Origin of the sequence: Solimonas sp. K1W22B-7, from assembly GCF_003428335.1 — a bacterium.
In the GTDB taxonomy this organism is placed as follows: domain Bacteria; phylum Pseudomonadota; class Gammaproteobacteria; order Nevskiales; family Nevskiaceae; genus Solimonas_A.
The window spans coordinates 668,833-688,104 of the sequence record NZ_CP031704.1 but is presented as its reverse complement, the minus strand read 5'-3'; the positions used below and the strand labels follow the sequence as shown (position 1 = coordinate 688,104).

Annotated in this window: 16 protein-coding genes and 1 pseudogene; 5 read left to right on the top strand and 12 right to left on the bottom strand. The window is 68.5% G+C overall.

Annotated elements, in window-relative coordinates:
• Positions 1–87: 87 nt before the first annotated feature.
• The gene (locus D0B54_RS03435; protein ID WP_117289201.1) at positions 88–1,143 is read left to right on the top strand and encodes a Rieske 2Fe-2S domain-containing protein; all 1,056 of its coding nucleotides are present in this window, start codon (positions 88–90) and stop codon (positions 1,141–1,143) included.
• Positions 1,144–1,261: 118 nt separating this feature from the next.
• Here the strand turns inward: D0B54_RS03435 and D0B54_RS03430 are convergent, their stop codons facing one another.
• The 8 genes from D0B54_RS03430 to D0B54_RS03395 form a co-directional block, all read right to left on the bottom strand.
• Positions 1,262–2,080 carry a toll/interleukin-1 receptor domain-containing protein gene (locus D0B54_RS03430; protein WP_117289199.1) on the bottom strand — a complete coding sequence of 273 codons (819 nt, stop codon included), beginning with the start codon at positions 2,078–2,080 and terminating at the stop codon, positions 1,262–1,264.
• An 8-nt stretch (positions 2,081–2,088) separates the two neighbouring features.
• Positions 2,089–3,468: a cytochrome P450 gene (locus D0B54_RS03425; RefSeq protein ID WP_117289197.1), complete on the bottom strand. Its 1,380-nt coding sequence runs from the start codon at positions 3,466–3,468 to the stop codon at positions 2,089–2,091.
• 475 nt (positions 3,469–3,943) lie between these two features.
• On the bottom strand, positions 3,944–5,005 hold the full coding sequence (locus D0B54_RS03420; RefSeq protein WP_117289195.1) for an MBL fold metallo-hydrolase: 1,062 nt from the start codon (positions 5,003–5,005) through the stop codon (positions 3,944–3,946).
• 146 nt (positions 5,006–5,151) lie between these two features.
• Positions 5,152–6,012: an SDR family NAD(P)-dependent oxidoreductase gene (locus D0B54_RS03415; RefSeq protein ID WP_117289193.1), complete on the bottom strand. Its 861-nt coding sequence runs from the start codon at positions 6,010–6,012 to the stop codon at positions 5,152–5,154.
• Positions 6,009–8,318, bottom strand: coding sequence for a DUF3604 domain-containing protein (locus D0B54_RS03410; protein ID WP_117289191.1), 2,310 nt, complete (start codon positions 8,316–8,318; stop codon positions 6,009–6,011). Before D0B54_RS03410 ends, D0B54_RS03415 begins: the two co-directional genes overlap by 4 nt.
• Before the next feature lie 14 nt (positions 8,319–8,332).
• Positions 8,333–9,304: a HupE/UreJ family protein gene (locus D0B54_RS03405; protein ID WP_117289189.1), complete on the bottom strand. Its 972-nt coding sequence runs from the start codon at positions 9,302–9,304 to the stop codon at positions 8,333–8,335.
• On the bottom strand, positions 9,304–10,086 hold the full coding sequence (locus D0B54_RS03400; protein WP_117289187.1) for a peptidylprolyl isomerase: 783 nt from the start codon (positions 10,084–10,086) through the stop codon (positions 9,304–9,306). Before D0B54_RS03400 ends, D0B54_RS03405 begins: the two co-directional genes overlap by 1 nt.
• Before the next feature lie 12 nt (positions 10,087–10,098).
• Positions 10,099–12,324: a DUF3604 domain-containing protein gene (locus D0B54_RS03395; RefSeq protein ID WP_162932165.1), complete on the bottom strand. Its 2,226-nt coding sequence runs from the start codon at positions 12,322–12,324 to the stop codon at positions 10,099–10,101.
• A 74-nt stretch (positions 12,325–12,398) separates the two neighbouring features.
• Between D0B54_RS03395 and D0B54_RS03390 the strand changes: the two genes are divergently transcribed.
• Together D0B54_RS03390 and D0B54_RS03385 are read left to right on the top strand one after the other, a co-directional pair.
• Positions 12,399–13,232, top strand: coding sequence for a hypothetical protein (locus D0B54_RS03390; RefSeq protein ID WP_162932164.1), 834 nt, complete (start codon positions 12,399–12,401; stop codon positions 13,230–13,232).
• A 148-nt stretch (positions 13,233–13,380) separates the two neighbouring features.
• The gene (locus tag D0B54_RS03385; protein WP_162932163.1) at positions 13,381–14,478 is read left to right on the top strand and encodes a HupE/UreJ family protein; all 1,098 of its coding nucleotides are present in this window, start codon (positions 13,381–13,383) and stop codon (positions 14,476–14,478) included.
• Positions 14,479–14,534: 56 nt separating this feature from the next.
• On the opposite strand, the gene D0B54_RS03380 is transcribed toward D0B54_RS03385, so the two are convergent.
• Positions 14,535–14,978 (bottom strand): hypothetical protein, encoded by a 444-nt coding sequence (locus tag D0B54_RS03380; RefSeq protein WP_162932162.1) that lies wholly within the window; start codon positions 14,976–14,978, stop codon positions 14,535–14,537.
• Between the two features lie 138 nt (positions 14,979–15,116).
• Positions 15,117–15,809 carry a restriction endonuclease gene (locus tag D0B54_RS03375; protein ID WP_162932161.1) on the bottom strand — a complete coding sequence of 231 codons (693 nt, stop codon included), beginning with the start codon at positions 15,807–15,809 and terminating at the stop codon, positions 15,117–15,119.
• Positions 15,810–16,251: 442 nt separating this feature from the next.
• On the opposite strand from D0B54_RS03375, the pseudogene D0B54_RS25130 reads away from it, so the two are divergent.
• Both D0B54_RS25130 and D0B54_RS03365 read left to right on the top strand, forming a co-directional pair.
• Positions 16,252–16,512: pseudogene (locus tag D0B54_RS25130) on the top strand (RtcB family protein); the annotation flags it as partial.
• A 236-nt stretch (positions 16,513–16,748) separates the two neighbouring features.
• Positions 16,749–17,984 (top strand): GGDEF domain-containing protein, encoded by a 1,236-nt coding sequence (locus D0B54_RS03365; RefSeq protein WP_117289175.1) that lies wholly within the window; start codon positions 16,749–16,751, stop codon positions 17,982–17,984.
• A 71-nt stretch (positions 17,985–18,055) separates the two neighbouring features.
• On the opposite strand, the gene D0B54_RS03360 is transcribed toward D0B54_RS03365, so the two are convergent.
• Both D0B54_RS03360 and D0B54_RS03355 read right to left on the bottom strand, forming a co-directional pair.
• The gene (locus D0B54_RS03360; protein ID WP_162932160.1) at positions 18,056–18,616 is read right to left on the bottom strand and encodes a C40 family peptidase; all 561 of its coding nucleotides are present in this window, start codon (positions 18,614–18,616) and stop codon (positions 18,056–18,058) included.
• A gap of 217 nt (positions 18,617–18,833) precedes the next feature.
• Positions 18,834–19,226, bottom strand: a complete 393-nt coding sequence (locus tag D0B54_RS03355) for a glycine zipper 2TM domain-containing protein (RefSeq protein WP_117289171.1) — start codon at positions 19,224–19,226, stop codon at positions 18,834–18,836.
• Positions 19,227–19,272 lie beyond the last annotated feature (46 nt).

Below are 19,272 nucleotides of genomic sequence, written 5' to 3'. Positions count from 1 at the left end.
ACGCCCTGCAAATGAGGGATGAATCCGGGCTGGCCCGCCCCCTACGCTGGACTCCCGCAACACCGTCTTCCACACCGGGTGCAGCCCATGTCCACCGAAACCCTCCAATCCCCCGCCAGCGCCCGCCCCGCGGCCGACCTGAAGCTTGCACAGCTCCTGGAGTCCACCCGCCTGGAGCGCTGCCCCTTCCCCATCCCCAGCAGCTGGTTCTTCGTGGATTTCTCCGAGAACCTGAAGGTCGGGGAGGTGCGCAACATCAAGCTGTTCGACCAGGAATGGGTGCTGTTCCGCGGCGAGAGCGGCAAGGTGGGCGTGTCCGACCCGTACTGCCCGCACCTGGGCGCGCACCTGGGGCACGGCGGCACGGTCTGCGGCGACAACATCCGCTGCCCCTTCCATCACTGGGAGTACGACGCCGAGGGCTGGTGCAAGAACGTGCCCTACGGCCGCGGCGCACCGGCCATCACCAAGGTACGGCCGATCCTGCGCACACTGCCCACCCAGGAGCGCTACGGGCAGATCTGGGCCTGGTTCCACCCGCTGGCGGAGCCGCCGACCTGGGACCTGCCCCACATTCCCTGCATGGAAGACCCGGGCTGGGTCGGCGACCAGCGCGGCAACTGGCAGGCCAGCACGGCGGTCCAGGAGATCGTGGAGAACAGCGTCGACGTGGCGCACCTGAAGTTCCTGCACGGCGCGGCCGGCGTCCCGCCGATCAACGTGGAATACGAGAAGCACATGCAGCGCTTCGACCTGGGCGGCGGCTATATCGTGGGCCAGACCTGGGGCGCCGGTGCGGTGGGCACCGTGACCTTCACGCAGGAGGGCGTCAGCGCGACGCTGTTCTCCTACACCCAGCCGATCACGCGCGAGCTCACGAAGATGAACATGAGCTTCCGCCACAAGGACTACCCGGAAGGCTCCAAGGAGCTGTACATCGCCCGCAAGCTGATCGACCACATGGTGCACGAAGCGGAGAATGAGACCAGCGCCGGCTTCGAGAGCGTGGACATGGTGATCTGGAACAACAAGAAGTATCGCCACAAGCCGCTGCTCTGCGACGGCGACGGCCCGATCTTCCAGTTCCGCGAATGGTTCCGGCAGTTCTATGTGGCGGATGCCGAGGTCATGGCGAAGATCTAGCGGCGCCCCGCTGCTGATTCTTTTTTCCTCTCCCCTCGCGGGAGAGGCGTGCTTGCCGGGCTGGAGAGTGACTCAATGATGGGCACGCTGCGCTTTGCCCACCCTTCGCTGTTGCAGGCTACGCCCGCTTCGCTCGAACGATCGCATCAACAATCTCTTGATGCGCCCCTGACGTCGATAAGTCAATGAACCTATAGTCCCGGAGAAGAGGGGGCATTTGATCAATTGAAAGATCTATGTTGACAACTATGAATTTCTTCTTCTTGTCGCGCATCCGCTCTTGAAGGAAGAAATTTGCCTCGCTCATTGTCCAACCAGATTGCTGATGCAAAAAGTTTTTGGAAAGAAAGATAAGGCCAAGGCCGGAGGTTTTGAGACCCTCGTTGATTCTGTCGGTGATGCTGTCCCCGGGTTGAATCTCGTACCGGTCATACCAAGCGCGAATACCTGCTTTGTGCAATGCTGAAAATATGGAATCCACTATCACCTTGTCTTTGCTCGAATGAGACAAGAAGACCGTGAAGGTTCCCTCCGTGACCGGCTTTCCAAATATGTCGTCCACCAGGCTTCTATCCGGGTACAAGTAGATGCCATTGACTCTTTCCGACATTTGAATTTCAAGCATCGAGTCGTCCGAGAAGGTGACTACATTGAATCCTTTGGAAAATACCGCATCAGCAATTTCCGAAAATAGAAATCGGTAGTCCCGCTTTTTTGATGGGAAACTTTTCCCCAGCCAGCATTCGAAATCATCATGCCCCTTTTCAAAGTTTAGGCACAGGAATGATTCAAGGCTGTATGGGTTATTGTTAACGAACAAGGCACATCCCGTGAGAGAGTCCTTGTCGTATCGCTGAAGCAGCTGGCGAACAAATTCTCTTTCTTTTTTCCGATCGCCATAGTCCAACGAAATTATGTAGCTTTTGTCATTGTTCATGCTCAGTTTCAACACTCCCCTGCGCGCCGCTCGAACCTCACCTGCAGCTCCTTCGGCGCCATCGTGAACGCAAAGCTCTCTTCCACCGGCTTGTCGTCCGCCCGGCTGATGCGGAAGTCCCGCGCCAGCATCGCTGCCACGGTGCGGATTTCCAGTTGCGCCAGGTTGCGGCCCGGGCAGAGGCGCGGCCCATGGCCGAAGGGTAGCGGCGCGCGGGTGACGTAGTTGGCCTGCGGCACCAGCCAGCGTTCCGGGCGGAATTCGCGGCCGTCGGGGAACTCGGCGTCGTCGTAGGCGCCGGGGCGCGTCGCCAGCACCAGGTCGGTGCCGGCCGGCACGGCATAGCCACCCAGCTCCACGTTGGCCGTGGCGTGCAGGAAGAACACCGGCGCCACCGGCTTGAGGCGGAAGGTCTCGTTCATCACCGCTTCGAGAAACGGATAGTCGCTGCCGCCGGCCACCACCTCCGCATGCAGGCGCTCCTGCGCCTCGGGGTGGCCCGCGAGGAAGTACATCATCCAGGCCAGGGTCATGGCGGTGGTGTCTTCGCCGGCCACCAGCGTGCCGAGGGCATTGCTGAAGATGTCGTGGTCGCTGAAGACCGAGCCGTCTTCGTCGCCGGTGACCAGCAGGGCCTCGATCAGGTTGGTGGGCTTTTCCTTCAGCGACGGATCGGCGGCGATGCGGGCGCGGGCATCGGCGATCAGGCCCTCGATGTAGCCGCGCACGCCTTCGAGGTCGGCGTCGAGCTGGCGGTCTGCCTTGAACTTGATCCAGCGCCAGTAGGGCACGGGGATGCGCGCGCGCCGGCTGACCATGGGCAGGATGCGGCTCAGGTGCTTTTGGATGGGGTCCTCGTGCGTTTCCAGCGCGTTGGCGTCGTAGCCGAAGGCGAAGCGCGTGGTCACGTCCAGGGTGTAGCGCATGACATCGTCCAGCACGGTGACGGGCTGCCCGGCGTCGGCAGCGCGCTGCCACAGGCTGCGCAGGCGGCCGGTGATGACCTCCAGCTTGGGCAGGAAGGGCGCCATGTGGTGGATGTTGAGCGCGCGCATGAACACGCGGCGCTGGCGCCGCCAGGTCTCGCCCTCGGAGGAGAACAGCGAGGTGAGGCCCATGTCGCCGATGATGCGTTCGAAGGCCGGGAAGCGGCGGAAGTTCTCCGGGCGCTCGCGCAGCACGCGGCGACACAGCTCGATGTCGGAGATCACCATCAGCCGCTTGTTCAGGAAGCGCAGCTGGTACAGCGGGCCGTACTGCTGCGCCCAGCGCTCCAGCACCAGGTGCATCTGCGTGCGGCTGAGTTGCGGCAGGTTGCCCAGCAGCGGCCAGCCGCGCGGACCGGGCAGCGCCGACAGGGGCTTGGGGGGCGGTGTCGAATCGGGCATGGCGCGCTCGTGGGTCCGCAGCCCGGCGGGAGCGGTGAGGAGATTCTAGACCGGGAGCGGGCGGGATTCTGTGATTTTTGGCAGCGTGGGATACAGGTGGATACATCCCCCTCGTCTTGTCCCCTCTCCCGCTTGCGGGAGAGGGACTAAGGGAGAGGGTTTCTGTAAAGCGGGCTTGGCTAGCCCGACCAACTTTTACAGAAACCCTCTCCCGGCAACTGCTCCATGCGTTGCCCTACCTCGGGGATCCATCCCCTCGCCGGCCTTCGGCCACCCTCTCCCTCAAGCGGGAGAGGGGACAGAAACCGCGTTCCCCGTAGCCCGGTTTGCCGCAGGCAAGCCGGGGAACACACCCACCTGCGCTCCCGGCTTCGCTGCGCGAAACCGGGCTACAGGCCATCAAGGTTTGAGTGATGGACGCTGACATCCGTCAATCAGTGAGGGACTGGGCTCCGGCTTTCGCCGGAGCGACGGGTCAGCGCAACCGGCTGAGCTTCGGCTCACCACCCGCCAGCGGCAGCTCCACCAGATCCCCGTCATGCGCCAGCGCCACGCCCTGCGGCCGCACGGCGGCTACGCCGCGGAGGAACACGCCTTCCACGGCACGCGGGGGCGGCGGGGTCAGGTGATATAGCAGCAGCAGCTTCACGCCGGCCTCGTTGGCCACCCCGGCGGCTTCCACCGGGCTGGTGTGGTAGCTGGGGATGTCGCCCAGCACCTTCTTCAGGCGCGGGCGGTCCAGTTCGCCGGCGAGGCTGGCCATGCGCGCGACCAGTTCCTGGTTCTGTGCCTCGTGCGCCAGCAGGTCTGCGCCCCTGGCCACGGCGGTGAGGCGCGGGTCCTTGGTGGTGTCGCCGCTGATCACCAGCGAGCGCCCCTTGTAGTCGAAACGGTAGCCCACGGCGGGCTCGATCGGGTTGTGGTGTACGGGAAAGATCGTCACGCGCAATTCGCCGTCGGTGAACAGCGGCCTGGCGCCATCGTGCGCGTCCACCGCATGCGCTTCCATCAGGCCCTTCCCGGGCGGCAGGAACTCGGCGCTGTGATGGGCGACGCGGTAGCCGTTGTCCAGTGCATAGGCCTCGGTATAGCCGGCGACCACGCGCTCCACGCCCGGCGGGCCGTAGACCGGCAGCGGGCCGGGGCGGCCGGCGACCCAGGTCTGCATGTTGAACTCGCCGAGGTCGCCGATATGGTCGGAATGGAAATGCGTCAGCAGCACGCCACCGATGCGCTCGCCGGGGATGCGCAGCAGCGCCATGCGGTTCCAGGAGCCGGGGCCGGTGTCCACCACGTAGAATTTGCCGCCGGCGATCACGGCCAGGCAGGGCCGCGCGCGGTCCTCGGAAGGGAACGGCGAGGAGCTGCCGCAGACCAGCAGGCGCAGCGCGTCGTCGTTGAACAGCGCGCCGCGGTCGGCGTTGTCCATGTTGCGGCGGATCGCCTGGTCCACCAGGCGGTCCTGCACGGCGGGCAGCTGGAAGGCGGCGAGGCTGATGGCGATCAAGGCGACAAGGGCAAGCAGGAGCTTCTTCAATGGGCACTCTCAATCAGGTGGGCCCTCTCCCGCTGGCGGGAGAGGGGTTGGGGTGAGGGTGGTGCAGTGGCGGTTACGCACAGCGCCTCCGTTTGAAGGCTCCACCCTCACCCCAGCCCTCTCCCGCCAGCGGGAGAGGGAGAAAACTACGCCGCTTTCTTGCGCGCGGCCGTCAGCGGTCGCGCGGAGCGCTTCATCACGCGGTCGAGCAGCCAGGGTGCGAGGCGCTTGGTCCAGTAGCCCGACACGGCGTCGCGGCCCACCACCATCACCGCGCGGTTGGCCCGCACCGCGGACAGCGTGCGCGCGGCCACGGTTTCGGCCTTGAGGTTGTTGCGCACGAACCAGTTCTGGATGAAGGCCTGCGTGCGCGGTGTGTCCATGCGTCCGAACAGCTGCACCTTGGAGGCGATGGGGGTCTGCACGAAGCCCGGGCACACGGCGGTGACGCCGATGCCGGCGGCGGCCAGTTCGCTGCGCAGGCTTTCGCTGAAACCCACCACCGCGGCCTTGGTGGCGACGTAGCTGCCCAGGCCGGTGAAGCCGACCAGGCCGGCGCCGGAGGCGATGTTGACGATGTGTCCGCCGCCCTCGCCGCGCGCGGAGCGCGCCAGCATGTCGGGTACCACGGCGTTGATCACGCGCACCACGCCCAGCACGTTGATCTCGTGCAGGCGCCGCCATTCCGCCATCGGCACCTCGTGCATCAGGCCACCGCTGACGATGCCGGCGCTGTTCACCACCAGGTCTGCCGCCGGGCCCATGGCGTGGATCGCGGCAGGCAGGCGCGCGATGTCTTCGTCGCGGCTCACATCGGCGCTGATGGTGGCGACGTCGGCCGCGCCCATCTCGCGCAGCTGCTGCGCGGCTCGCTCCAGCTGCGCGGGGTCGCGCGCCAGCAGCAGCAGGCGTGCGCCCTCGCGTGCCAGCGCCTCGGCCACCGCCAGCCCGATGCCGCTGGAGCCGCCGGTGATGACGCAGAGCTTGTTCCTGAAATCCTTGATCATGGTTGCTTCCTGGCCTTGAGCAGAGAGGGTGCCGGGGTTTCGTACCAGACGGGCGAGGCCCAGGCGCGCTCCTCGAGCGTTGCGAAAATGTTGCGGCCTTGGAACGTGCCGGGCGCGCCTTCCATGCGGCAGCAGCCTTCGTAGCCCTGCCAGCCGCTCTCGGCCGGGAAGACGCCGTTGGCAGGGTCCAGCGCGGCGCAGTTCACGGCCTTGGACACGCAGAGCTGCGTGCTCCAGCGGCAGCTGGGAATCTCGCGGGTGCGGGCGTACCAGTAGGCATCGCGGTCGCCGTGGAAATCCGGGTCCTGCCAGGTGACGCAGAGCTGGTCGGGATGGCCGCCGACGGCCACCGAGCAGTCCGGCGCCGGGCGCTGCACCGGGTGCGTGGTCTTCACCACGTTGTCGTAGGCGCGCACCTTCGGAGCACCGCTGGCGTCGAGCGTGCCCTTGACGATGTCGATCGCCTGCAGCGGCAGCGTCGGCTCCGAGCCGCCGGGGTCCTGCATCGCCCAGACGGTGATGTAGGGCGCCGTGGCGCCGGCAGGCTTCGGCGGCAGGTTGCCGCCCATCACCGCGCCGGTGGCAGGGGTGACGCTCTCGCCGCCCTGCGCCAGCTTCGCGCAGATGTCGGCCGGCGGCGGTGTCCAGCTGGCCTGCATGCGGATGCGCAGGCGCGGGCCCGAGGTACCGAAAGTCTCGCCGCGGTGCAATGCGTCCCAGACTTGGCCGCGCGTGTTCTCGGCCGACCACACGCCGGCCATGCCGCCGGTGCCGAAGCCGCGCGCGCGGTCGGTGAAGACGCGGTTGGTGCAGTTGGCCGGGTCGTTGGGGTCCTGGTTCTTGTTGTCGCAGGCCCACAGGCCCAGGTGGTCCTTGGGCTCGTCTTCCAGCACGCCGCCGTGGCCGGGGTACATGCGCTCGCGCGTCATGCCCGGCGTACCGTTGTGCGTGTCGGTGCTGGCGATGATGCCCTGGCGATAGGGGTTGATCCCCAGCACGCTGCGCAGGCTCAGGCCCTCGGCCATGATGTTGCGGAAGTAGTCCAGCGGCGTGCTGCAGTTGGCGGCGGGGCCGGAGGCACCGTTGGGCCCGGCGGTGTCGCAGACGCGCGTGAGATAGGTGGGCTCCTGGCGCAGCGAGCAGAAGCTGGGGTCACGCGAAGGATCGCCCGTGCAGTACCTGGCGCAGGCCGGCGGATCGTCCGGCAGGCCGGCGCAGACGTTCTTGGTCAGCTCGAAGTCGCAGCTGCCCTCTTCGCCTTCCAGGTAGTTGCCCTCCAGGCCCACGGCGCATTCCGAGCCGCCCTTGTGCTGGTAGATCTCGAACACGCGGTCGTAATTGCGCCGCAGCTCGGCGTCGCCGCGCGTCAGCGCCACGCCGTCTCGGCCCGGCGGCAGGCCGGTGGCGAAGTCGCGCGGCATGAAGAAGCGGCCGTCCGACAGGTTGGCGCTGTGCGGAATGGTCAGCGCCTTGCAGTCGGGAACGCCGCCGCACTCGGTCTGCAGGTGGTCGAACAGCATCCACTCGTCGTTGACGTTGCGATCGTCGATGCCGCTGGTCAGCGTCACCGAGGCGAACACCGTGTCCGGCACCTCGTCGGCGGGGCCGCGGAAGATGATGTTCCGGTGCAGCATCTGGCCGCGCTTGTTGGAACTGAACTCGTAGCCGTGCAGCGTGGAGAAGCTGCAGGGCACGTACTCTTCGTCGGTGATCGCGCGCTCCTGCGCCCAGGCGCTGCGGTCCGTGGGACTCTCGGCCAGCAGCGTCTGGATGAGAATCTGGAACGGCGTGGTCGTGCCTTCGACGAAGGCGCGGATGTTGCCGCGGATGTTGTTGCCGATGATGTTGCACACCGGGTTGGTCCCCGGCGGCACCGCGCCGCCGGCTTCGCAGATCAGCTTGAAGGCCCCCAGGAACTCGGCGTGGTCGGTGAGCGCCACGAAATCCAGCGGACGGTCCAGCGTCTCGTGCGTCACCGGCGTGTCGGGGTCGGTGTCACCCGCGGGGTAGCCCGCCGGCTCGCCCTTGGCGAAACGGATCGCCTCGCGCGGGCCGTTGATGGAGTTGAAGAAGTAGGTGTCGAAGGAATAGCTGGTGTGCACATGCAGGTCGCCGTACAGCGCCTGCTTGCGCCCGGGCACCACGGGGCCGCATTCGCCTTGCACGGTGCCCGGGGGATTCTCCGTGGGCGGTGTATCCGTGCCCGACGGCGCTTCGGAGCGGCCGCAGGCGGCCAGGAGTGTCGCTGCCGCCAGCGCCAGTGCGCGCAGCGTCACGTGCATCATGTTCGCCGAAATGACCTGCATGCCGCTCTCCGTCTTCACAACAACACCGCCGCGCTGCGTTCGATCAGCCAGTACGCCGCCACCGCGCCATAGGCGCAGAGCGCCAGCGGCGCCCAGCGCGGCTGCGGCCGCAGCAGGCGCAGCGCCGCCAGCAGGCCCAGCACGAACAGCAACTGCCCCGCTTCCACGCCCAGGTTGAAAGCCGCCAGCGCCCAGCCGCGCGCCTGCTCGGGCAGGCCGGTCTCGGCCAGCGCACCGGCAAAGCCGAAGCCATGCAGCAGGCCGAAGGCAAAGGCGATGCCCGCGGGCCGGCGCTGCGCCAGGCCCCTGGCACCGGTCGCCAGTTCCACCGCCAGCAGCAGGATGGACGCCGCGATGCAGGCCTCCACCGCACCACCCGGCAGCGTCCAGCCGCGCAGCATGGCGCCGGCCAGGGTGACCGAATGCGCCACCGTAAACGCGGTGAGCGTGCCCACCAGCCTGCCGACACCGGCACCGCTGCGGCGCCACAGCAGGAACAGGCCGAGCACGAACAGCAGGTGATCGACGCCCAGCAGGATGTGCTCCACGCCCAGCACCAGGTACTGCGGCACGGGCGGCGCTGCGGCCTTCTGCTGCGGCGTCCACTGCGGGTTCACCGCCGACAGCACCGCGTACTGCGGCGCGCCCTGCAGCGGCTGCAGCAGCAGCACCGCGTCGGACAGCTGGATGGTGAAGCCCTCCAGGCCCAGCGGACCCTGCAGGCCCTGCGGGCAGCGCAGGCGCCAATGCATCACCAGGCCTTCTTCAGCCGGCTGCGTGTGGGTCTCGCCCAGGCGCTCGCAGCCAACGGGGCCGAGCGTCTTGAGCGACATCAGGCGGCCTTCGAAATCTTCCGGCAGGCGCAGGCGGCTGTCCCAGGTCTGCGCGTCCACCTGGCTCAGGCGCCATTGCGCGCTGCTCATGGAATGCGCCCAGGCAGCGGGCGCCGACAGCAGTACGACCAGCAGGACGAGCAGGCGATGCATCAGGGCGTTCCGCGCCCGGTGTCGAGGCCGTAGCGGGTCTTGAGCTGCTGCACGGCGAGGCGCGTCTCTTCGGCGCGGCGCTCCAGCAGGTAGTCGCGCTGCGCACGCTCGCGCACGGCGGCGTAGTCGGGCTGCGCCAGACGGCGATCCCGGATGCGCACGAAGTGCAGGCCCATCGCCGAAGGCAGCGGGCCCTGCCACTGGCCCTGCGGCAGTTCCGCGAGCAGCATCGAGAACGGCGTACCGAACATGCGCTCGACATCGCGCTGGCTCAGCGCCGCCGGATGCGTGCCACCCGGATGCGGATCGCTGAGCTTGTCCAGGTCGCCCGGATCCGCCTGCAGCACTGCGCCCAGCGCCGCGGCATCGCTGGCCAGGTGTGCGTCGCGCAGGCCGCGCGACAGGAACACGTGCTCGAAGCTCAGGCGCTCCAGTCCGCCATAGCGGCCGGCATGCACGCCGACCCAATCGCGCAGTTGCCGGTCGCTGGGCTCGGCCACGTCGACACCGGTCTCCAGCAGCAGGCGCATCTTCTGCACCAGGCGGCGGCGCACGATCAGGTCACCCTCGCCCAGCCCGCGCGCGATGGCCTCGCGGTACAGCACTTCGTCTTCCAGCCACTGCTCCGCGGTCTGCCCTTCGGCGCTGGCCGTGGGCGGCGTCAGCGACTCGCCGCGCTGGCGCAGGCCATCCACCGCGAACAGCAGCGCGCCCAGGCCGAGGAACAGCAGCAGCGCGTGGCGTTGCTGCAGGCGGCTGAGGGCGTCGAGGAAGCGCTGCATGATCGGGCTCCGCTATGGCCGGACAAAGATCGGGCTGGACCAGGCGCGGTGCTGCGCCTCGGCCAGGCAGAGATCGTCGATCGGCGTGCGCTCATCGCCATGACAGGGCGTGACCTTGATGCACTGGCCCTTGGCGTCCCGCTCGCAGCGCAGCTGAGCGCCGTTGATGGTGGGCTCGGCGCGCTGGACCGCACGGGCGTAGTACAGCAGCTCGCGATTCATCGACGGGTACTCCGGATCGATGAACTCGGCGGTGCAGCCCTGGCCGCTGTCGGCGCAGCGCAGCACCTTCCAGGGATCCTCGATCAGCGGCTTGAGCGGATCGTGGAGATTTTCCTGGCGGCGGATGCGCACGATCTCGATGCGATCGATCGGCGTGCGCGCATCGCCGGGGTTGTAGCACTCGCCGCCGCAGAGCTGCTGGATGCGCTGCGGGCCGATGGCCGCCTCGGTCCAGGCGGGGCAACCCGGCTTCTGCACGAACGCGCCCTGCGCCTTGACGCGGAAGCGCGGCACGTCCCTGCCCTGCAGCTCGGAGCCCATGGGATGACGCTGGCCGTCGGCGCCGATCAGGTCGAACCACAGCAGCATGCGCGGGCCCGACGTGCCGTAGACCTCCTTGCGCTGCAGGGCATCCCAGATCTGGTCACGCCCGCGGCCCGGGGCATGCACCGCGACCAGGCCGCCGGTATAGAAGAACGAGGCCTGGCGCTCGGTCTCGGCGGTCTGCAGGAAGTTGTAGGGTCCGGAGCCCAGCGTGAACTCGCGCGGCTGCTGCGGATCGCCCTTGGGCTTGGCGGCCTCGATGAAATTGCGTTGCACCAGCGCGTTGAGCGCGCCACGCGTTTCGGTGGAGGAGTGGCGGTTGACCTGCTTGAAGCCGGTGCCGGCCTCGGCGGCGTGGTTGTCGCTGGAGCCGATGAAGCCGAAGTGGAAGCGCAGCGGGCCGCCGTCGGCATCGCGCTCTGCCGGATTGCTCAGCGCCATGATCGCCTGCACCGAGCTGCCGGCGCGGTGATTCAGCGGCGGCATGAAGCAGTCGGTGCACTGGCCGCAGGCCAGCCAGTCTTCCGGCCTGGCGTCCGCCACCGTCAGGTGCCCGGCGCGGCCGGCCTTGAGGTAGTTCTTCTCCACCTGCTGCACGCGCGCCTCGCAGTCCGGCGACCGGGGGTCGTCGCAGCGCGAGCGGATGATCTGGCCGGCGCGCTTGCAGCAGGGCAGGTAGTCGTCGCTGGCCTCGGGACAGACCGCGTTGCCCTGCGCGTCCCAGGCGATCGCCTTCCAGTCGCGGTAGGGCTCGGCGTTGCCGTGACCGGAAAAGATCTCGATCAGCTTCTGGCGCTTGGGGTCATGCTGCTTGAGCGTGAGTTGCTTGGTCCAGTCGGAGCCCGGCGGCGTGTAGTAGCCCCAGGTCGTGCCATGCGGAATCACCAGCGCCTCGCCGCCCCACTCGTCGAGCTTGCGGAACAGGTCGCCCGGCGTGTCGGCCGTCTCGATGCAGTTGGCCGGCAGCTCGCGCGAACTGACGCCCACCGGGCAGGGCGCGATCTCGATCAGCTCCTGGCGCTTGTTCTGCTGCTGGAACTGCAGGCGGCGGTTGGGGAAGTCCGCCGCGTAGGGCCCGACGATGCGCTCCGGCACCGGCAGCGGGTCGTGGCGCATGGCATTGAAGGACACGCCGCCGGCCACGATGGGCCGCGCCGGCACCCTGTCGTCCGCGGTCTCGCGCAGGATCACGTTCTTGTGGCCGTAGTGCGTCTCGGGCGAATTGCCCATCTGGGTCCATTCCCAGCCGAGGAAGGCGACGATGTCCGGATTACCGGCCGGGCCGGCGGCCTGATTGCAGGCGCGCACCGTGTCCTTGATCATCGACCAGTGCCGCGGCGTCAGGCTTTCGGCATGATCGGTATGCGCATAGAAGTCCAGCGAAGAGCAGAAGCGCGCGTAGTCGCAGGCATCCGCCGGCGGCCGCGAGCCCGGACCATGCATCAGCGGCAGCGCCCAGACGAAGGCGTCCATGGAGAAGGTGGTATGCACGTGCAGGTCGCCGAACAGGATCTGGTCGTCCTCGCCCGCGTTGCCCCGGGCCCGCGCCTGCAGGCTGGCCGCATCCACGCGCGCCGGCGCGATCGTGCCGGCCACTTCCTTCGGTGCCTGCTGCCGATCCCACCAGCCGAAAGCGGCCAGCAGGGCGATCACCACCGCCGTCACCGCGGCGATCTTCAGGATGGTCTTCAACACGTCTCCCCCACCGCCTCCATGGGGCGGCCTGCTTCACATTAGAGGCGCTTTGTTTACACTATGTCAATATGTTGAAAGTCACCAATCTTTCCTCCGCCCGCCTGGCCTGGCTTTCGGTACTGGCCGGCGGCCTGCTGGCCGGCGCCGCCCTGCTCTGGGACAGCTGGCGCGGCCCCGGCCTGCCGGCCGGCAGCGTCGCCCTGGTGGGCGAGCACACGATCAGCCGCGAGGAATGGTTGCGTGCGCTGCAGTCCGTGCAGGGCGACAGCGGCCGCGCGCTCGACGCGGCTGCCCGCGCCCGCATCCTGCAGCGCCTGGTGGACGAGGAACTGCTGTTCCAGCACGCCCTGGCCAGCGGCCTGGTGCGTGACGAGCCCGGCCTGCGCAAGACCGTGATCGCCGCCCTGGTGGACGGCGCCACCGCGGGCGGCACCACCGACGAGGCCGCCACCCGCGCGCTGTTCGACCGCCAGCCGCAGCGCTACGCCCCGCAGCCGCGCCTGCGCGTGGCGGCGCTGCTGCTGCCGGCCGGCGCGCAGGCTCCTGACGCGGCCCTGCTGCGCAGCGCGCTGGAACAGGGCCAGGCAACCGCGCCGCTGCTGCCCGTGACGCTGCCGGATACCGCCCTGCCGGTTTCACGGCTGGCGCAGTACCTCGGCGGCGGCGCGGTGGCGGCCCTGCAGTCGGCACAGCCCGGCCAGCTGCTCGGCCCCCTGCCTGCCGGTGACGCACAGCTGTACCTGCTGCTGCGCGAACGCCAGCAGGACAGCCCGCACTACGAGGACGTGGCCGAGGCTGTGCGCAGCGACCTGGCGCGGCAGCAGGCCGACGCCGCGCTGGCGCGGCTGCTCGAGCAACTGCGCCGCGACATCCCGGTGAAGATCGCGCCCGATGCGCAGCCCTGAGAAGGCCAGGTTCAGGTTTCCGTTCGCACTGAGCCTGTCGAAGTGCGGGCGGCAACCCATTGACCGTACGGTGATGGAATCCGCCCGTGCTTCGACAAGCTCAGCACGAACGGATTCTGGTGGGCTCGCCGCTCTGCTGGCCCTGCTGTTGCTGCTCTGCTCCGGCAGCGCGTCCGCGCACAGCCGCTCGGTGTCCTATTCCAGCTGGACCATCAGCGGCGAGGACGTGAGCATGCAGCTGCGGCTGCCGATGTCGGTACTCAACCCCGCCGGCTGGGACCCACGCGACACGCAGGCGCCGGCGCAAATCGCGGCACTGACGGGCCGCTACTTCCAGCTCGACGCCGGCGGCCAGCCCTGCACGCTCGCACGCAGCGAAGGCCATCGCGGCGACAGCGAGATGCTGCTGCAGGCCACGTGGCATTGCCAGCAGCAGCCGCAGACGCTGCACGCCGCCTTCCTGCTCGACCGCGTGCCCGGCCACCTGCACCTGCTGCAGCTCAGCAACGGCGGGCAGCTCTCCGGTCCCTGGGCGATGGGCTCCGGCAAGCAGGCGCTGGACCTGTCGCCGGCGGCTGCCGCCGCACCGCCGGAATTCGGGCGCTACCTGCTGCTGGGGGCGGAGCACATCCTGATCGGCTGGGACCACCTCGCCTTCCTGATGATCGTGCTGCTGGGCGCCGGCAGCATCGGCCCACTGGCCTGGCGCATCACCGGATTCACGCTGGGCCACAGCGTCACGCTGCTGCTCGCCAGCCGCGGCTGGGTGCGGCCGGAATCCTCGATGGTGGAGGCCTTCATCGCGCTGACCATCGTCTGCGCCGCCGCCGAGCGCCTGCTGCGCGGCAGCGCTGGCGCCGCACGCCAGGCCGGGCTCATCGCTTTGTCGCTGGGCCTGCTGGGCTGGCTCGCCGGCGTGCTGCCGCTGGCCCTGGCGCTGGCGGCGGTGCTGATCACCGCCGGCACCGCCAGCAGCGAAGACCCGCGCCTGGACGCGACGCGCACCGCGCTGTTCGGCCTGTTCCACGGATTGGGCTTCGCCGCCGTGCTGGGCGAACTCAACCGCGCCAGCACGGTGCCGCTGCTGCCGCTGCTGGGCTTCAATGCCGGCGTGGAACTGGGCCAGCTGCTGTTCGTGATCCCGGTGTGGTGGCTGGCGGCGCGCTGGCCACCGCTGCGTCATCGGCTGGTGGCGGCCGCGCTGCTGGCGCTGGGGACGTGCTGGTTCCTGCAGCGGCTGGGCTGAGCCAAAAAATAGCCCCGCAAGGCGGGGCTGAATGGGTCCCGTTCCGGGACAGGGGGTCAGACCAGCAGGGGCGCGCAGGTGGCGGCGAGGTTGCCGTAGGCACGGGCCTCGATGGCCATCGCGCCGGCCACTTCCTGCGGGCTCAGCTGGGCAGCGGCGGCGCGGTAGGACATGGCCAGCTCGAGCTGGAACATTTCGCGGCTGGCCTGCGCCGCGCGATAGGGATGTGCGGCCGGCATCGCCGCCTGGCATTGGTTCATCAGGGCAGTGATCTGGCCCGGTTCGGCCGCCGGGGGAGCCGGCGGCTGCGGCGCCAGGCCGGCAATCGCCGGACGCGGCGCCGGCGGCTGCAGCCTGCCGCCGGCAGGGCTGTAGACGATGTGACGCACGACGGAGGCCCGGGCCGCGCGGGCCTTGTGCGCCTTGCCGGGCGCGGCCTGTGCCGCCGGCGCCATCAGCAACGCCGTTGCCAGCAACATCGTCGTGGTGAAAGTCTTCATGCCGTCCCCGGATTCGATGAAGTGCATTTTCCGGGGCCATGCTGCACGGCAGTAGTGGACAGGATTTCGGCCAGCCTGTGGATAAGTGGCGGAGATCGGGCGACCTACGGCCTCAAGCCGACGAGATTTGTGCCGAGGTCAGATCCGCCCGCGGCAGGCCGGGAAGCGCGGGCAACCCCACCAGGCCGGGCGCCCTTCGATGCCGTGCTGGCGCAAGAGCTTCTCGCCGCAGCGAGGGCAGGACGGCGTCATGTAGTCGCCGTAGGTGATCTCGTCCAGCAGCTCCAGTTGCGGTTCTTCCGGCAGGGCACAAAGCTCGGCGAACAGCTCCGCCGCGGAGCGCAGCTGCAGCGGGGTGCCGACGGCGTATTGCACGGCCTCCTCGGTGAAGCCCGCCAGGGCGTAGAACACCGCCAGCGGCGCTGCCTGCTCGCCGGCAGCGCGATGCAGGGCCTCCAGCTGGTCCGGGCCTGCCACGCCGTTGATGAAGGGTTCGCAGCGCAGCAGTGCATGCACACGGTCGGCATTGCCGGGCTCGCCGACCACGATGTCCGCAGCGCCCCGCGCCGGCCCCGGTGGCTGGCGCACAGCGGCGTGGCCCCGTGCCTTCCACAGGCCCTCGCAAAGCTCCTCCACGCGCGCCCACTCCAGCTGCCGCAGCAGGTCCAGGGACCAAGACATGTGCGGCTCCGCTGTCAGGCGCGACGAGGATGCCCCGGGAGCTTCGGCCACAGCCGGCACCTGCTTCACGCCGCGCCGGCGCAGGGCGCGCACCAGGGCCGCCAGCACTGCCAGCAACAGCGCCAGCCACCAGCCCATGCCCGCAGACAAGGCGGGGACTCCTTCAGCCGCGTGCACGCTTGGTGCAGCAGCCGCGCCTGCCACCGTCAAGGCGGTGACCACAGCCAGGCCGGGTCTGGGGCAGGCGCGGCCCTGCGAACCGCTTGGGACGCATGCAGGAGTCTTTGACAGCACGGCAGCACACCCCATAGTTCTGTTGTGGCCAAAAAAACAGGCTTCCCCTTCGCCATGGATATAGCACGCATCGTGCCGGGCCTAGTGCGCGTTGCATTGGCCGCAACCCAGGAATAGGATGCGCGCCCTCTCAATCACCGCCACCGCAAAGGAGACGCTTCATGACACCGTCAAATCGCCTTTGCAGGTCGAGCCTCGCCTGAGCGCTCCCGCTGCCGCCTGACGGCAGCCGCTTTGCCCAGGCCCGCCCGGCCTGCCATCACCAGACTTTTCTTTTCACCATTCTGGAAATGGAACCATGGGCAATCCCATACAACACCTGTCCGCGAGCGTCGTACTCGTCGCCGCGGACGACACCTGGATCGAAGGCAACGCGATCCAGCAGCTGCAGACCAGCGCGCGCCTGTCGGGCATGCGCCGCGTCGCCGGCATGCCCGACCTGCACGCCGGCCGCGGCTATCCGGTGGGCGCGGCGTTCTTCTCGGTGGGCCGCTTCTACCCCGCGCTGGTCGGCAACGACATCGGCTGCGGCATGGCGCTGTGGCAGACCGATATCGCCGCCTGGCGCTGCTGCTGCTCGGCCGCCGGCTGGCGCAGCAGGAGGAGCTGGGCCGGCAATCGCTGCGCGCCGGGCGCCGGCAACTGCACCATGAACTGGAGCGCGGCAGGCCGCTGCGTCGCTTCCTCGGCGAGGGTTTCCGGGAGGACTAGGCTTTTTTCAGGGGTCGGCACCCGGCCCGCAGCCTGTTAGGCTGCGGGCATAACAAGGGTTGGAAGCCCGCCAATAGAGACCGCATGAGCGATCACAGTGCCGAGGAGGGGTTGGCACCACGCAAGGCCATCGCGGCCCTGCGCGACCTGCCGGAATACGACCTGACACCGCAGGAGGCCCACGAGGTCGCGGACATCGTTGCCGCAAAGACCCGGCAGTTCCGCTTCCCCAAGCGGCTGGAAGACGACTTCCAGACTTTCAACCGCGCCTCCAGCCGCAATGCCCGCATCATCCTGGCAGTGATCACACTGCTGTCCTTCGCGTCCGCCGCGTTCTGGGCGCCGGCCCTGATCGGCTCCGCACCGTCCAACAGCGGTTTCGTGCTGATGCTGGAGCTGGCGGTGATCACGCCGCTGTTCGGCCTGGTGCTATGGCTGCTGTTGCGTCGCCCCGATGCCGACAGCACCGAGTGGGTGATGATGGGCGCCTACGTGATCGAGATGCTGGTGGTGGAGACCATGCGCCACCACAGCGACCGCTCGGGCTTTCCGATAGACCCCTCGATCGGCGTGCTGGTGCCGATCGCGGTGATCCTGATGGCGCGGCTGCGGTTCAGCCGCACGATGCTGTTGCTGGCGGCCTACATCGGCGTGAGCCTCAGCCAGGCCTGGCTCTGGGGCGAGGCGCCGAACCCGCACGCCGCCAGCTCCTGGATCATCAAGTGGCTGCTGCCGGCGCTGGTGGTGCTGGCCTCGGTGTCCAACAAGCTGGCGCTGCGCCGGCAATGGGCGGCCGCGCTGCTGCTGCGCGTGATGGCACACCGCGATCCGCTCACCGGCCTGCCCAACCGCCGCGCGCTGGAGAAGCACTACGAGGCGATGAGCCGCGCCCTGTCGCGCGGCAGCCGCAGCGGCCGCATGGTGCTGGCGGTGATCGACCTGGACCACTTCAAGAAGGTCAACGACCTGCACGGCCACGAGTATGGCGACGGCGTGCTGATCGAGATCGCGGTGGCGCTGTCGGGCTTCGCGCGCCGGCCGCTGGACATGGTGGCGCGCATGGGGGGAGAAGAGTTCGCGCTGCTGCTGCACGACTGCGACGAGGAATCCGGCCGGCAGCGGCTCTCGGCCCTGCTGGAAACCATCTCGGGGCTGCAGATCGAGAACAAGGGCGCCACCCTGGGCATCATCACCGTGAGCATCGGTGCGGCCGCGGCACCGCCGGACACGCGCCTGTCGGACGCCTACCGCGCCGCCGACGAGGCGCTGTACCGGGTCAAGGAATCGGGGCGCAACAACTACGAGCTGGTGAGTCTCTGAGATCGTACCGCGTGCGCATTGCGCACCCTACCGAAACGCCGGCGTAGGGTGCGCAATGCGCACCGTGAAGCCTAGATGACGCGCCGCGCCGCCACCAGCCGGCTGTCCCAGCTCGGCGTCAGCCGCGTGACCACCACGCGGCCCTGGCCGGGCGAAGCGTGCAGGATGTAGCCGTCGTCCATGTAGACCGCCACGTGCAGGCCCTGGCGCTGCCAGCGGTAGAACAGCAGGTCGCCCTTGCGCAGTGCCGACAGGGCCACCGGCTCACCGTAGCCGACCTGCTCGCGCGTGGTGCGCGGCACGTCCAGGCCGATGGCGCGGAAGATGCGCTGCACCAGCGAGGAACAGTCCACGTTCTTGGCGTCTTCGCGCGCACCGAACTGGTAGCTGGTGCCCAGCAGCGACAAGGCGTCGCTGATCACCAGGTCCACGACGAACTCGTCGTCGAGCTTGGGCGAGGCTTCCAGCGCCAGCGGGGTCTGCACGCTGTCGTCCACCAACTCGTTGCCGCGGGTGGCCATGCCCAGCTTGTCGCTCAGGTCCAGGGCAGCGGCGGAAGGACTCGCCGTGGCGGCAAGAATCGAAAGCAACAGGCCTGCAGCCGACAGGCTGCGATGAAAAGTTGAGCGCATGAGCGGGGGGTCTCGGGGTGCCATGGAGACACCGTAGGCGCGAACCTATACAGAGTAAGTAGAGAAATCCTACCGCTCCGCACGAGTGGTAACTCTGCCCCGCCAACCGGCATGCGTCCAGCTTTTTCTGGCCCGCGATGAAGCCCTGTTGCCGCCCGGCAACAGAAAAAAACAGCAGGCCCGAAGGCCTGCTGTTTTTTAACCAGCCCTTGCGTGCTTAACGCACCGGCACCTGGCGGCACTTCTCGCGGTAGCTCACTTCCTGGTCGGGATAGTGCTTCTGGGCGACCTTGCCGCCGGCATAGGCACCGCCCAGCGCGCCGGCGACGGTCGCCACGTCCTTGCCGCTGCCACCACCGATCTGGTGGCCGATGGCACCGCCGGCGGCACCGCCCAGGATCGTGCCGGTCACGCGCTTGGCGCCCCATTCCTTGTTGGTGACCACGCGCTCGGTGTGGCATTCCTCGCGGGTCGCCACCACTTCCTTCTTGTCCTTGTCCGCCTTGCCGGCGGCGTCGCCCTCGCCGGAGCGGGTGGCGAACACCATCGCCGACATGCCGACCACCGCGGCGGCAGCGACGCCGACGATACCCGCAGTTACATTGTTCATGACGTCCTGTCCTTCTTGAGAGGCGCATCGGCGCCCGGTGACACCA

Bases quoted from the DNA above. Each gene is read 5' to 3' on its own strand.
- D0B54_RS03435 (WP_117289201.1), top strand. From the start codon at position 88: ATGTCCACCGAAACCCTCCAATCCCCCGCCAGCGCCCGCCCCGCGGCC.
- D0B54_RS03430 (WP_117289199.1), bottom strand. From the start codon at position 2,080: ATGAACAATGACAAAAGCTACATAATTTCGTTGGACTATGGCGATCGG.
- D0B54_RS03425 (WP_117289197.1), bottom strand. From the start codon at position 3,468: ATGCCCGATTCGACACCGCCCCCCAAGCCCCTGTCGGCGCTGCCCGGT.
- D0B54_RS03415 (WP_117289193.1), bottom strand. From the start codon at position 6,012: ATGATCAAGGATTTCAGGAACAAGCTCTGCGTCATCACCGGCGGCTCC.
- D0B54_RS03410 (WP_117289191.1), bottom strand. From the start codon at position 8,318: ATGCAGGTCATTTCGGCGAACATGATGCACGTGACGCTGCGCGCACTG.
- D0B54_RS03405 (WP_117289189.1), bottom strand. From the start codon at position 9,304: ATGCATCGCCTGCTCGTCCTGCTGGTCGTACTGCTGTCGGCGCCCGCT.
- D0B54_RS03400 (WP_117289187.1), bottom strand. From the start codon at position 10,086: ATGCAGCGCTTCCTCGACGCCCTCAGCCGCCTGCAGCAACGCCACGCG.
- D0B54_RS03380 (WP_162932162.1), bottom strand. From the start codon at position 14,978: ATGAAGACTTTCACCACGACGATGTTGCTGGCAACGGCGTTGCTGATG.
- D0B54_RS03365 (WP_117289175.1), top strand. From the start codon at position 16,749: ATGAGCGATCACAGTGCCGAGGAGGGGTTGGCACCACGCAAGGCCATC.
- D0B54_RS03360 (WP_162932160.1), bottom strand. From the start codon at position 18,616: ATGCGCTCAACTTTTCATCGCAGCCTGTCGGCTGCAGGCCTGTTGCTT.
- D0B54_RS03355 (WP_117289171.1), bottom strand. From the start codon at position 19,226: ATGAACAATGTAACTGCGGGTATCGTCGGCGTCGCTGCCGCCGCGGTG.